We start from the raw sequence: 12,772 nt of genomic DNA, 5'->3' as shown, positions 1-12,772 counted from the left end.
CCCCATGCCGCAGGTGGACCCAGATTTGTTCGATCGCGGCCAGTTCCAGGCCGAACTGGCATTGAAGGCAAGCCCTATAGCCGCCTTCAAGAAAGCCATTCGTCAGGCGCGCGAGGTGCTGGATGAACGCTTCAAATCGGGCCGGGAGATTCGTCGGCTGATCGAAGATCGCGCCTGGTTCGTCGACAATATCCTGCAGCAAGCCTGGGAGCAGTTCGACTGGAGCGAGGACGCCGATATCGCGCTGCTCGCCGTCGGTGGCTACGGCCGGGGCGAACTGCACCCCTACTCGGACATCGACCTGCTGATTCTCCTGGACAGCGCCGACCACGAAGTTTTCCGCGACTCCATCGAGCGCTTTCTGACCCTTCTGTGGGATATCGGTCTTGAAGTCGGTCAGAGCGTGCGTTCCATCGACGAGTGCGTAACCGAAGCCCGCGCCGACCTGACAGTGATCACCAACCTGATGGAAAGCCGCACCATCGCCGGCCCGGAGCCTCTGCGTCAACGCATGCTGCAAGTCACAAGCCCACGGGAGATGTGGCCGAGCAAGGAGTTCTTCCTGGCCAAGCGCGCCGAGCAGAAGACCCGGCATCACAAGTATTTCGACACCGAATACAACCTTGAGCCCAACGTCAAAGGCTCGCCTGGCGGCTTGCGCGACATTCAGACCATTCTCTGGGTCGCTCGTCGACAATACGGCACGCTGAACCTGCACGCGCTGGCCGATCAGGGGTTTCTGCTGGAAAGTGAAAACGATCTGCTCGCCTCCTCCCAAGAGTTTCTGTGGAAGGTGCGCTACGCCTTGCACATGCTGGCCGGCCGCTCCGAAGACCGTCTGCTGTTCGACTATCAGACCAGCATCGCACGCCTGCTGGGTTACCAGGACAACGACGCGAAACTGGCCATCGAACGCTTCATGCAGAAGTATTACCGCGTGGTGATGAGCATCGCCCAGTTAAGCGACCTGATCATCCAGCACTTCGAGGAAGTGATTCTTTCGGACGACGAAAACACCGTCACCGAATCGATCAACTCCCGCTTCCAGTTGCATGACGGCTACATCGAGGCAACCAACCCGAACGTATTCAAGCGCACGCCATTCGCCATGCTCGAGATTTTCGTGCTGATGGCGCAACACCCTGAAATCAAAGGTGTGCGTGCCGACACCATACGTCTGCTGCGCGAGCATCGGCACCTGATCAACGACGATTTCCGCCACGACATTCGCAACACCAGCCTGTTTATCGAGCTGTTCAAATGCAAGATCGGTATTCATCGCAACCTGCGTCGAATGAACCGCTACGGCATTCTCGGCCTTTATCTGCCCGAGTTCGGGCACATCGTCGGGCAAATGCAACATGACCTGTTCCACATTTATACGGTTGATGCTCACACCCTGAACCTGATCAAGCACCTGCGTAAGCTTCAGTACACGCAGGTATCCGAGAAATTTCCGCTGGCCAGCAAGCTCATGGGCAAACTGCCCAAGCCCGAGTTGATCTATCTGGCTGGTCTGTACCACGACATCGGTAAAGGACGCGGGGGCGATCACTCCGAGCTGGGCGCGATCGACGCCGAGGCATTCGGCGTGCGTCATCACCTGCCCGATTGGGACACCCGGTTGATCGTCTGGCTGGTGCTGAACCACCTGGTGATGTCCACCACGGCCCAGCGCAAGGACCTGTCCGACCCACAGGTGATTCACGATTTCGCCCAGTTCGTCGGCGATGAAGTGCACCTGGATTACCTCTATGTGCTGACCATCGCAGACATCAATGCGACCAATCCGACCCTGTGGAATTCCTGGCGCGCCAGCCTCCTGCGTCAGCTCTACACAGAAACCAAGCGCGCACTCAAACGCGGTCTGGAGAATCCCGTCGACCGTGAAGAACAGATCCGCCGCACACAGAGCGCAGCGCTGGATATTCTGGTGCGCAGCGGCACCGACCCGGATGATGTCGAACAGCTCTGGTCGCAACTGGGCGATGACTATTTCCTGCGTCACACCGCTGGCGACGTGGCCTGGCACAGCGATGCCATTTTGCAGCAGCCAGCCGATGGCGGGCCTTTGGTGCTGATCAAGGAAACCACGCAGCGGGAATTCGAAGGCGGCACGCAGATTTTCATCTATGCGCCGGACCAGCATGATTTCTTTGCCGTGACCGTGGCGGCGATGGATCAGCTGAACCTGAACATTCATGACGCGCGGGTCATTACCTCGACCAGTCAGTTCACCCTCGACACCTATATCGTGCTCGACAGCGACGGCGGCTCGATTGGCGAAAACCCGGAGCGCATCAAGGCCATCCGTGAAGGCCTGACCGAAGCCCTGCGCAATCCGGACGAATACCCGACCATCATCAAACGTCGCGTGCCGCGCCAGCTCAAGCACTTCGCGTTCGCGCCCGTGGTGACGATTTCCAATGATGCCCAACGCCCGGTGACCGTGCTCGAACTCAGCGCGCCGGATCGCCCGGGGTTGCTGGCGCGCATTGGCAAGATTTTTCTGGAGTTTGACGTTTCGCTGCAGAACGCCAAGATCGCCACCCTTGGCGAGCGCGTTGAGGACGTGTTCTTTCTCACCGACGAGAACAATCAGCCGCTGTCCGATCCGCAGCTGTGCAGCCGCTTGCAGGATGCAATCGTGCAGCAGCTCAGCGTGAATGCGGAGCCCGCCAGCGAACTGCGCATCAGCATCTGAAAAGACACTCTGCAAGATATTCAACGGCGCCTGCTGCCTGTGCAGGAACAGGCGCCCCGCTCCTTGAGACCCATTGCTCATGAATAACGCTCTGCAACAGCTTCAGCCCTACCCGTTCGAAAAACTTCGCGCCTTACTCGGGGACGTCACGCCAAACCCGGACAAACGTCCTATCGCTCTGTCGATCGGAGAACCCAAGCACACGTCGCCGGCGTTCGTCGCCAAGGCACTGGCCGACAATCTGGACAAGATGGCTGTCTACCCAACGACCGCAGGCATACCCGCCCTGCGTGAAGGCATCGTCAAATGGTGCGAGCGTCGTTTCAGCATCCCGCAAGGCTGGCTGGATGCGGGCAAACATGTACTGCCCGTGAACGGCACCCGCGAAGCGCTCTTCGCCTTCACTCAGACAGTGGTCAATCGTAGCGATGACGCGCTGGTAGTCAGTCCGAACCCTTTTTATCAAATCTACGAAGGCGCAGCGTTTCTGGCTGGCGCCAAACCGCATTATCTGCCTTGCCAGGCGGAACACGGCTTCAATCCGGATTTCGATGCCGTGCCTGCCGATATCTGGAAACGCTGCCAGATTCTGTTCCTCTGCTCGCCAGGCAACCCGACTGGTGCGCTGATCCCACTGGAAACCTTGAAAAAGCTCATCGCCCTGGCTGACGAATACGATTTCGTGATCGCTGCGGATGAATGCTACAGCGAGCTGTATTTCGACGAACACACGCCACCGCCGGGCCTGCTGACCGCGTGCGCTGAACTGGGCCGTAGAGACTTCAAGCGCTGCGTGGTTTTCCACAGCCTGTCCAAGCGCTCCAACCTGCCAGGCCTGCGCTCGGGCTTCGTCGCCGGTGACGCCGATATCCTCAGGAATTTCCTGCTGTATCGCACCTACCACGGCTGCGCCATGCCCGTTCAGACTCAACTGGCAAGCATCGCGGCCTGGGGCGACGAAGAACATGTGCGCGCCAACCGTGACCTGTACCGCGAGAAGTACGACGCCGTGTTGAGCATCCTCTCCCCTGTGCTGGACGTGCAGCGCCCGGACGGCAGCTTTTACCTGTGGCCGAACGTCGGGGGCGACGATACGCGGTTCTGTCGTGACCTGTTCGAGGCCGAACACGTGACCGTAGTGCCGGGTTCGTATCTGTCACGAGACGTCGATGGTTTCAATCCGGGCGCCGGGCGTGTACGCATGGCACTGGTCGCCCCACTAGCGGAGTGTGTCGAAGCCGCAGAACGAATTCGTGACTTCGTCAGCAAACGTTGAAGGCACCTGGTGACAGGGTCAGCATCACGCTGGCATGACCCCGTAATGCGTTCCTGACGCTCAAGCTGCATATCCTTCGTGAGTGTTCAAGACGGGTCTGAATCGCAGACCCGGCCATCTCACGAAAGGAGTCCACGGTGGCTACCCCAAAGCGCCTGACTCACCCTATTCGCTCAGCGCTGATTCGGTCATCGCCTGGGCCATGGCCGATCAGCGCTGACGCAGCACTCGTACGGATATTTCATGTAAGAGCTTTTGTTGTACAACAATCAAGAGCCAGTGATAGAAGCCATAGAGCGACAATTAGTTAGAGCAAAAACCCACCCGACTGAATATCGCCAAACGGCACGAATGGATGGATTAAAGGGCATATCCTAATCTCAATCCACCAAACCTATTGAAGGGTCAAATTCAATTCATCTGATCAGTTGTAAAAACTTATACAACGCCTTGAACGCTGTTCAATAAAAGTTCGCGAACCTCACTCCGATTGAAGGGAAAGGGGATGCGCTGAATGGCTCTACATCGTCTGCTGCAGCCCCCTTTCAATCGCTTACCGTGAAGCCTTCCCGACAGCCGGTAACTATCTGACGTCAAGTTTTCAGGGCGGGTTCAGATACAGAGTTACACGCAAACTCATACAGCAAATCGCTCTATTTGATGGATCGCCTATGAACTTTCACGGAAAAACAACTGCTGTGGGTATTGTCGGCCTTGGCATGATCTTTGGCTTAGCTTCATTCGCAGTTCTCTCCCTGCAAGTTGTTACGACTGTTTCCTGGCCTTCACTACTGTTGGGCATTCTGGTTCCTGTATTAATCTCTACTCTGTATGCGGCGGGGCGGATAAGAAAGATTGAGTCTCAGGCGTACCTGATGGCCAAAGATCTGGAACAGGCCCAGGCCCGGTTGAATCACGAAGTCTCGCGACCGGTGGCAGAAGACTTGTTCCAGCACACTCTGCCCGTCTGGGTTCGCCAACTGGAGACCGCCGGGTCGCAGACTGAACAGGCAATCACCGACCTGACGGCGCGCTTCGTCGATATCTCACATCGCCTGGACCACACCGTCCAGGCGTCGCAGGCTGCGGCAGGCAATGGCACCGAGGGCGCCGGAGGACTCAGCACGAGCGAAAGCGAGCTGTACCAGGTCGTAGAATCGCTGCACGTCGCTCAGCAGAGCCGTGACGAGATGGTCAAGGAAGTCGGCGCGCTGACAGCCTACACCGGTGAACTACGCTCCATGGCCGCCGATGTCGCCGCCATTGCTGCACAGACCAACCTTCTGGCCCTCAACGCCGCCATCGAGGCAGCCCGTGCGGGTGAAGCGGGACGTGGCTTTGCGGTGGTCGCCGATGCTGTGCGGACGCTGTCGAGCCAATCCAGCGAGACCGGCCAGAAAATGTCGGCCAAGGTGGACATCATCAACGCCGCCGTGAATCGCCTTGTGGAAGTGGCAGGCGAAAGCAGCGAACGCAGTCAGGGCCAGGTCAGTGCCTCGCAGAGCACGATTGAAAGCGTCCTGGGACGTTTCAGCACGATCACGGGGCAACTGCGCGAGTCGGCCGACGGCCTGCTCAACGAAAGCGCAGGCATCAGTCAGGAAATCAATCAGGTGCTGGTGGCGCTGCAATTCCAGGACCGGGTCAGCCAGATGCTCGGTCAGGTGCGCGAACGCATGAGCGCCCTGCACAGCGAATTGCAGCAGGCCGAGCACAGTGGACAACCGCTGATGCTGGACGTCAAAGCGTGGATGGCCGACATGGAGCGCGGATACGCCATGCGCGAACAGCGCCAGAACCACCACGGCAAGGTTGTAAAAGCCGCCGACGACAACGCAATCACTTTTTTCTAAGGAGAAAACAATGGCCAAGACCATATTAGTGGTCGACGACTCGGCAAGTATTCGCCAGGTCGTGGGGATCACCCTCAAGGGTGCCGGTTATGACGTGATCGAGGGCAGCGACGGCAAGGATGCACTGAGCAAGCTCACCGGGCAGAAAGTGCACCTGATCATCAGCGATGTAAACATGCCGAACATGGACGGCATCACCTTCGTCAAGGAGGTGAAGAAACTGCCGGCCTACAAATTCACGCCGATCATCATGCTCACCACCGAATCCCAGGAAAGCCGCAAGCAGGAAGGACAGGCGGCCGGCGCAAGAGCGTGGGTCGTCAAGCCCTTCCAGCCAGCCCAAATGATGGCCGCGGTGGCCAAGCTGATTCTGCCGTGATCACCGTCGACAGCCGGGAGGGCATCACCCACATGACAGTGCACGGGGAGATGACCATCTACAGCGCCGCCGAGCTTGCGGCGCTGTGGATGCCCTGGCTCACCGAGGCGCAAAACTGGCAACTGGACCTGAGCGAAGTAGCAGAGATCGACGGTGCGGGTTTGCAACTCCTGTTGCTGGCCCGACGAGAACTCGGCGCCGCCGGCGCAACGCTGCAACTGACGGCACAGAGTCCGGCCGTGGAGCAGGTGCTGCAACTGTGCCAACTCAGCGAGCAGTTCAGCTCCCGACACTAAGGACACCAAAGGGTCCACGGCTCTTTGACAGAGGACAGTCGCCTTGAATATCAACCTCGACCAGGCCTTGCAAACCTTCATCGCTGAAGCGCGTGAGCTGCTGCAGGATATGGAGCAGTCCCTGTTGCAGCTTGAGCACGCCCCCAAAGACGCGGACCAACTGGCCAGCATCTTCAGAGCGGCGCATACCATCAAAGGCTCGGCCGGCCTGTTCGGGCTTGATCCGATCGTCAGCTTTGCGCACGTGGTCGAGGATGTGCTGGACCGCCTGCGCGACGGTCAGGTACTTGCCGACCGGAATCTGATTGCACTGATGCTGGAGTGCAACGACCACCTGGTGGAGTTGATAGAAGTGGTGGCAGTCCAGCGTTCGACACTGGCTGCACAAGCGCTCGATCACCAGGCTCAGCTACGCCAACGCCTGGACAGCTATCGCCAGACACAGGCATCGGTGCCGCTTGTGCCAGAGGCCGCGTCAGCCCACGCGACCTGGCACATCTCGGTGCGCTTTGGCACTGACATGCTGCGCAACGGCATGGACCCGTTGTCGTTCCTGCGTTATCTGGCGACCCTTGGCGAATTGCTAGGCGTCGTGACCTGCTACGAAAACCTGCCAGCGGCTGCGCAAATGGACGCCGAAAGCTGCTATCTGGGTTTCGAGATCAGGCTGTTGTCCGAAAAAGACGAAGCAAGCATCGCAGAAGCATTCGAGTTCGTACGGGACGACTGCCGGTTGTTCATCTTTGCCCCCGACACTCCCGCGCAACAATACCGCCAATGGTTGCAGGAGATGGGCGCGGAAGCCGCGGGGCTCGCCGACGCCCTCGTTCACTGCGGCAGCGTTACCGCCGAAGACCTGCTGGAGCCGGCGGACGCTGTCTCTGTTGTCGCCGCCACAGCAGCACCCGCAGCCGACAAAGTGGTCGTGGAGAACAAGAGTCAGCGCTTCATCCGGGTGCGCGCCGACCAGCTGGAAACCTTGATCGATCTGGCGGGCGAATTGATCACCGCCAGTGCCGGCGCGCAGTTGATGGCCCGGCAACGCGCTGACGAGAATCTGATGGAAGCGACCTCGGTGGTTGCCGGACTGGTTGAGCAATTGCTCGACGGCGCCCTGGCAATGCGCATGGTCCCCATCGGCGATACGTTCAATCGTTTCCAGCGGGTCGTGCGCGACGTCAGCGGGGAACTGGGCAAGGACATCGAGCTGCTGATCAGCGGCGCCGACACGGAACTGGATAAAGCGCTGGTGGAGCGTATCGGCGACCCGCTGATGCACCTTCTGCGCAACGCGATGGACCATGGCATCGAATCCCCGGATGTGCGGTTGGCTGCAGGCAAGCCAGCCCGTGGCACCTTGCGCCTGAATGCTTTTCACGACTCAGGCAGCATCGTCCTCGAATTGCTTGACGACGGTGCCGGTCTGAACCGCGAGCGCATTCTCGCCAAAGCGCGCGAACGAGGCTTGGTGGGCGCTACCGACCCCAGCGACCGTGACCTGCTCAACCTGATTTTCGAACCCGGATTTTCGACCGCCGAAGCGGTCACCAATCTGTCGGGACGTGGCGTCGGCATGGACGTGGTGAAGCGTAATATCACCAGCCTGCGCGGCACCATCGACCTGTACAGCGAGCCCGGCCAGGGCACCACAGTGCGCATACGCCTGCCGCTGACCCTGGCGATGATCAATGGCTTGCTGGTGGAAGTGGCCGGAGGCGGCTTCGTCGTTCCCCTGGACGTGGTGCATGAATGCATCGAACTGCCGCCGGGGCAGCGCGACATCCTGCACCAGCGTGGCCATATCGACCTGCGCGGCGAAGTCTTGCCACTGGTGTTCCTGCGCGAGCAACTGGCGCTGGAAGGCAGCGTTGCGCGTAGGGAAAACGTGGTGGTGGTCAAGGCTCAAGGCCAGACGGCGGGGCTGGTGGTCGATCACCTGATGGGCGAACACCAAACCGTCATCAAGCCGCTGGGGCCGCTGTTCGGCAGCCTGCGCGGCATCAGCGGATCGAGCATCCTGGGCAACGGCAGTGTGGCGCTGATTCTGGATATTCCCGCATTACTCAAGACCCTGATCGAACAGGATAACCAGCGTCGGCTGGGTTCGACCGGACATTCATCGATCACTCGTAACGCCATCTAGGCCGGGCCTGCCCCAAGGAAGTCACCATGCAATGGTTCTACAACCTGAAAATATCCACCAAGCTGCTGACCTCGTTCATTGCAGTGCTGTCGCTCAGCGTCGTCATGGGCGCGTTTGCCATCATTGAACTGGCCAAGGTCAACGATACATCCACCCAGATGAAAGAGAACTGGATTCCGTCGATGCGCGCGGCCTCCGGCATGCGTTTCTACATGGCCGAATACCGCACCCGTGAAGCGCGCCATGTACTGTCCGACGAGCAGGAAAAGGCCAGCATCGAAGGTCAACTCGCGCAGTCGCGCAGCGACGCCGAGAAGCGTCTGGCCGACTACAGCCCCTTGATCAGCAGCCCGGAAGAACAACAGCTGTTCGACATCGTCAGCGCCGACATGACCGGTTACTTCAACGCCAGCAAGACCCTGCTCGACTTCTCGCGGCAAAACCAGATGGATCAGTCGCGTATCCTGCTCAACGGCAGCTCAAAGGTGGTGTTTGATCGGATCTCCGCCAATCTGGCGCGTCTGGTACAGGTCAACAACGATGGTGCTGCGGCCTCCAGCGCTGAGGGTGACAGGGTCTATGCCAGCGCCCGCATCGCCATCATTGCAGTGCTGAGCGGTGCCCTGTTCCTCGGTCTGTTTCTGGCCTGGTTCGTGTCGCGCACCATTTCCCGTCCGTTGAAACAGGCTGCCGAACTGGCCCAACGCTTGGCCGAAGGCGACCTCACCGTACACACCACGGTAACCAGCCGTGACGAAACGGGCCAGTTGATGGGCTCGATGCAGAACATGATCGGTAAACTGGCACGCATCATCGGTGAAGTCCGGCATGCTGCCGATGGCCTGGCCAGCGCCTCCGAAGAGGTCAGCGCCACCGCCCAGTCGATGAGCCAGGCCACCAGTGAGCAAGCGGCCAGTGTCGAACAGACCAGCGCTTCGGTGGAGCAGATCAGCGCCAGCATCAACCAGAACACCGACAACGCCAAAGTCACCGATGGCATGGCCAGCAAAGCTGCGCGCGAGGCCAGAGAAGGCGGTGAATCGGTGGACCAGACCGTTGCTGCCATGAAGAAAATTGCCCAACGCATTGGCATCATCGACGACATCGCTTACCAGACCAACCTGTTGGCGCTCAACGCCGCGATTGAAGCTGCGCGCGCCGGGGAACATGGCAAGGGCTTTGCCGTAGTGGCCGCCGAGGTGCGCAAACTGGCTGAACGCAGCCAGGTCGCTGCCCAGGAAATCGGTGAGCTGTCTACCAGCAGCGTCGAACTGGCTGAACACGCCGGCTCCCTGCTCGGTGAAATGGTCCCCTCGATCACCAAGACTTCCGACCTGGTTCAGGAAATCAGCGCCGCTTCCGAAGAACAGGCCGCAGGCGTCTCGCAGATCAATATCGCCATGGTTCAACTCAGCCAGGTTACTCAGCAGAACGCGTCGAGCAGCGAAGAGCTGGCCGCCACCGCCGAGGAAATGAGCAGTCAGGCCGAGCAACTGCAAAGCGCCATGAGCTTCTTCACGCTGGAAGCCAGCCAGGAGGAAACGGCCGTCGCCATGCTTGCTCGTAGCCAGACCAGGAGCCAACGGTCTGCACCCGCTCGCGCCCAACAGCGTCGTGCACAGCCAGCGCTGGAAATCAACGAAGCCGAATTCACTCACTTTTAAGGACGCAATCATGTCCACTGTAGAGAAAACAGCCTCCAGCGACGGCCAGGACAATCAGTACCTCACCTTTACCCTGGGCGAGGAGCTGTATGCCCTGGCGATCCCGGGCATCAAGGAAATCATCGAGTTCGGCCAGTTCACCGTGGTGCCGCTGATGCCTGACTACGTGCGCGGCGTGATCAATCTGCGCGGCGCCGTGGTTCCGGTTGTCGATCTGGCCGCGCGTTTCGGCCAACCGCGCTCGAAGATCAGTCGACGCAGCTGCACAGTGATCATCGAAGTTCATAACGATGACGGTGAGCGCCAGGTGTTCGGGCTTTTGGTGGATGCAGTGTCAGCGGTGCTGGACATTCCTCCTGAAGCGATCGAGCCGCCACCGAGCTTCGGCTCACGCATCCGCACCGAGTTCATCAGCGGGATGGCCCGCATCGACGGGCGATTCGTGATCGCTCTGGATGTCGATCATGTACTCAGCGTCGAAGACATGGTTGCCCTGGCCAGCGTCAGTTCGGAACATGCCGCATGAATGGCATAGCCCTGAAGGACAAGGAGTTCCAGCAGTTTCAGGCGTGGTTGCACGGCGTTGCCGGTATCCACATGGCCGAGGGAAAAAAGGCTTTGGTCGCAGGTCGTCTGTCCAAGCGCCTGCGTCACCACGACATGACCAGCTACGGTGATTACTTTCGCCTGATCAGCAGCCATGAAGGCGCCGCCGAATCCGTGGTGGCGCTGGACATGCTGACGACCAACGAAACCTACTTCTTCCGCGAGCCCAAGCATTTCCAGTTTTTGCGCGAACAGATCCTGCCCCACGCCTCCAGCACCCGACCGTTTCGGGTGTGGAGCGCCGCCTGTTCCAGTGGCGAAGAGCCTTACAGCCTGGCCATGACGCTGGCAGACAGTCTGGGCACCAGCCCATGGGAGATCCTGGCTTCGGACATCAGCACCCAGGTGCTGGCCAAGGCTCGCGCAGGGCACTACCCGATGGAACGCGCACATAATCTGTCCCACGATCTGCTCAGCCGCCACTGCCTCAAGGGCGTAGGCCCGCAAGCCGGCACCTTGCTGGTGGAGCGGCGCTTGCGCGAGCGGGTGCAGTTCAGTCGTATCAACCTCAACGAGCCTTTGCCTCATCTGGGCGAGTTCGACCTGATCCTGCTGCGCAACGTAATGATCTATTTCGACATGCCCACCAAGCGCAAGGTCGTGCAGCGTTTACTGCCCCATCTGCGGCGTGGCGGCTACTTTCTGGTCAGTCACTCGGAGAGCCTCAACGGCGTGTGCGAGAGCCTAGATGTCATTTCCCCTTCGATTTACCGCAAGCCATGAACAAGATCAAAGTCATGGTGGTCGACGATTCGGCGGTGGTGCGTCAGGTGATGCAAAGCATCCTTGAGGCCGAGCCGGACTTTCAGGTCCTGGGCGCGGCCAGTGACCCGCTGTTTGCCATGGATAAAATGGCCAAGCAGTGGCCCGACGTCATCGTGCTCGACATCGAGATGCCGCGCATGGACGGGCTGACCTTTCTGCGCAAGCTCATGAACGAACGGCCCACTGCCGTGGTGATCTGCTCGTCCTTGACCGAAAAAGGTACGCAGACTGCCCTGCAAGCCATGGCGGCCGGAGCGGTTGAAGTCATCACCAAGCCACGCAGCAGCCTTAAGGATTTTCTTCATCAGTCGGCGTCGGAGCTGGTCGGTGCGGTACGCGCTGCCGCCAAAGCCAACCTGAATGCGTTGAAGGCGCGTGCTCGCCCGATGGTAGCGGTGCCGCAGCGCTGCGATGCCGATGTCATTCTGTCGGCCGGCAGCAAGGCCATGGCACAGACCACCGAGCGCGTAGTGGCTATCGGCACCTCCACCGGAGGCACCCAGGCGCTGGAGCACGTGCTGACGCGCTTGCCCCGGGTGTGTCCCGGCCTGGTGATCGTGCAGCACATGCCGGAGAAATTCACAGCGTCGTTCGCAGAGCGACTGAACAGCCTATGTGCCATCGAAGTGCGCGAAGCCCGCAATAACGATCGGGTGTTGCCGGGCCTGGCGCTGATTGCCCCCGGTGGCAAGCACATGGTGCTCAAGCGCGACGGCGCCATGTATCACGTGCAGGTGCTCGATGGCCCACACGTCAATCGGCATCGGCCTTCGGTAGATGTGCTGTTCCGCTCGGTCGCCCGATTCGCCGGACGCAACGCCACCGGCATCATCATGACGGGCATGGGTGATGATGGTGCGCGCGGGATGAAGGAGATGTTCGACGCTGGCGCTGAAACCTATGCCCAGGATGAGGCCAGTTGCGTGGTGTTTGGCATGCCGCGCGAGGCCATAAAGCTCGGCGGCGTCGATCACGTGGTGGCCCTTGACGACATTGCCGCAAGAGTCGTGGCCAGCGGCAGAAGGCAACCGGCCTGACGCTGAAGTCTGAGAACGCCGCAGAGGTCGAGCAGCCCCTCGGCGCCCT

At 59.9% G+C, this 12,772-nt stretch carries 10 protein-coding genes; all 10 read left to right on the top strand.

The genetic code is table 11. The annotated features are described in order from the left end of the window. The first annotated feature begins 4 nt into the window (after positions 1 to 4). Positions 5 to 2,704 carry a [protein-PII] uridylyltransferase gene (locus EC915_RS17225; RefSeq protein ID WP_133751733.1) on the top strand — a complete coding sequence of 900 codons (2,700 nt, stop codon included), beginning with the start codon at positions 5 to 7 and terminating at the stop codon, positions 2,702 to 2,704. A 79-nt stretch (positions 2,705 to 2,783) separates the two neighbouring features. Beyond that, positions 2,784 to 3,980 (top strand): succinyldiaminopimelate transaminase, encoded by a 1,197-nt coding sequence (gene dapC, locus EC915_RS17220; RefSeq protein WP_133751732.1) that lies wholly within the window; start codon positions 2,784 to 2,786, stop codon positions 3,978 to 3,980. A gap of 671 nt (positions 3,981 to 4,651) precedes the next feature. Further along, positions 4,652 to 5,833 (top strand): methyl-accepting chemotaxis protein, encoded by a 1,182-nt coding sequence (locus EC915_RS17215; protein ID WP_133751731.1) that lies wholly within the window; start codon positions 4,652 to 4,654, stop codon positions 5,831 to 5,833. 10 nt (positions 5,834 to 5,843) lie between these two features. Beyond that, positions 5,844 to 6,212 carry a response regulator gene (locus EC915_RS17210; protein ID WP_133751730.1) on the top strand — a complete coding sequence of 123 codons (369 nt, stop codon included), beginning with the start codon at positions 5,844 to 5,846 and terminating at the stop codon, positions 6,210 to 6,212. Then, entirely contained in the window at positions 6,146 to 6,508 is a 363-nt protein-coding gene (locus EC915_RS17205) for an STAS domain-containing protein (protein WP_305955400.1), read from the top strand. Before EC915_RS17210 ends, EC915_RS17205 begins: the two co-directional genes overlap by 67 nt. Before the next feature lie 43 nt (positions 6,509 to 6,551). Continuing rightward, positions 6,552 to 8,651 carry a chemotaxis protein CheA gene (locus tag EC915_RS17200; RefSeq protein ID WP_133751728.1) on the top strand — a complete coding sequence of 700 codons (2,100 nt, stop codon included), beginning with the start codon at positions 6,552 to 6,554 and terminating at the stop codon, positions 8,649 to 8,651. Positions 8,652 to 8,677: 26 nt separating this feature from the next. Beyond that, positions 8,678 to 10,315, top strand: a complete 1,638-nt coding sequence (locus EC915_RS17195) for a methyl-accepting chemotaxis protein (protein ID WP_133751727.1) — start codon at positions 8,678 to 8,680, stop codon at positions 10,313 to 10,315. 10 nt (positions 10,316 to 10,325) lie between these two features. Beyond that, on the top strand, positions 10,326 to 10,841 hold the full coding sequence (locus EC915_RS17190) for a chemotaxis protein CheW (protein WP_133751726.1): 516 nt from the start codon (positions 10,326 to 10,328) through the stop codon (positions 10,839 to 10,841). Then, positions 10,838 to 11,644 (top strand): protein-glutamate O-methyltransferase CheR, encoded by an 807-nt coding sequence (locus EC915_RS17185; protein ID WP_133751725.1) that lies wholly within the window; start codon positions 10,838 to 10,840, stop codon positions 11,642 to 11,644. Before EC915_RS17190 ends, EC915_RS17185 begins: the two co-directional genes overlap by 4 nt. Then, positions 11,641 to 12,723, top strand: a complete 1,083-nt coding sequence (locus EC915_RS17180) for a chemotaxis response regulator protein-glutamate methylesterase (protein WP_133751724.1) — start codon at positions 11,641 to 11,643, stop codon at positions 12,721 to 12,723. The genes EC915_RS17185 and EC915_RS17180 overlap by 4 nt, the downstream gene beginning before the upstream one ends. The last annotated feature ends 49 nt before the right edge of the window (positions 12,724 to 12,772 follow it).

This window comes from Pseudomonas sp. LP_7_YM, assembly GCF_004364435.1.
GTDB lineage: Bacteria > Pseudomonadota > Gammaproteobacteria > Pseudomonadales > Pseudomonadaceae > Aquipseudomonas.
The sequence above is the reverse complement of the archived record's forward strand: the minus strand, read 5'-3'. Positions and strand labels throughout refer to the sequence as shown.

Excerpts from the sequence above, each read along its gene's own strand:
- EC915_RS17225 (WP_133751733.1), top strand. The coding sequence starts at position 5 with ATGCCGCAGGTGGACCCAGATTTGTTCGATCGCGGCCAGTTCCAGGCC.
- dapC (WP_133751732.1), top strand. The coding sequence starts at position 2,784 with ATGAATAACGCTCTGCAACAGCTTCAGCCCTACCCGTTCGAAAAACTT.
- EC915_RS17215 (WP_133751731.1), top strand. The coding sequence starts at position 4,652 with ATGAACTTTCACGGAAAAACAACTGCTGTGGGTATTGTCGGCCTTGGC.
- EC915_RS17210 (WP_133751730.1), top strand. The coding sequence starts at position 5,844 with ATGGCCAAGACCATATTAGTGGTCGACGACTCGGCAAGTATTCGCCAG.
- EC915_RS17195 (WP_133751727.1), top strand. The coding sequence starts at position 8,678 with ATGCAATGGTTCTACAACCTGAAAATATCCACCAAGCTGCTGACCTCG.
- EC915_RS17190 (WP_133751726.1), top strand. The coding sequence starts at position 10,326 with ATGTCCACTGTAGAGAAAACAGCCTCCAGCGACGGCCAGGACAATCAG.
- EC915_RS17185 (WP_133751725.1), top strand. The coding sequence starts at position 10,838 with ATGAATGGCATAGCCCTGAAGGACAAGGAGTTCCAGCAGTTTCAGGCG.
- EC915_RS17180 (WP_133751724.1), top strand. The coding sequence starts at position 11,641 with ATGAACAAGATCAAAGTCATGGTGGTCGACGATTCGGCGGTGGTGCGT.